Origin of the sequence: Cryptosporangium japonicum (genome assembly GCF_039524755.1) — a bacterium.
GTDB lineage: Bacteria > Actinomycetota > Actinomycetes > Mycobacteriales > Cryptosporangiaceae > Cryptosporangium > Cryptosporangium japonicum.
The window spans coordinates 1-538 of record NZ_BAAAGX010000057.1 but is presented as its reverse complement, the minus strand read 5'-3'; the positions used below and the strand labels follow the sequence as shown (position 1 = coordinate 538).

At 69.0% G+C, this 538-nt stretch carries 1 protein-coding gene; it reads left to right on the top strand.

Annotation, left to right across the window (positions count from 1 at the left end; translation table 11 throughout):
- The coding region (locus ABD437_RS42910) for a transposase (protein WP_344654763.1) at positions 1 to 455 on the top strand (455 nt) is incomplete at its 5' end.
- Positions 456 to 538: the final 83 nt, after the last annotated feature.

The following is a 538-nucleotide window of genomic DNA, read 5'->3' as shown; positions in this document are numbered from 1 at the left end:
ATCCGGATCCGGCCCGGAGCCTGGCCGCGTTCGCTCTGGCCATCGGCCGCCAGGACGCGGTGCCGGTCGCCTGGCGAGAGGGCTCCCGGGGTGTCCTGGCCTCGGAGTTCGTGTTCGCCCGGGTCCGACCGGCCGGACACCGCCTGCCCCGCGACGAACACGGTGTCCTGCCGGAGCGCTGGCTGATCGCCCAATGGCCACCCGAGGCGCCCGAACCGGTCAAATACTGGCTGGCCAGCCTCCCCGAAGACACCCATCCGGCTGATCTGATCCGGCTCGGGATGATCCGCTGGCGCATCGAACACGACTACCGCGAACTCAAAACAGGCCTCGGACTCGACCACTACGAAGGCCGCACCTTCAACGGGTGGCACCGCCACGTCACCCTCGTGACCGCAGCGCACCTCTTCCTCACCGAACTACGCCTGGACCCAAAAGCGGCTGCGCCGGCCTGACCCTTTACCAGGTCATCCGCGCACTTCAGCGACTCCTGGCCACCTGGACCGGCGCCTGCCACACCTGCGGACAACCCACACCC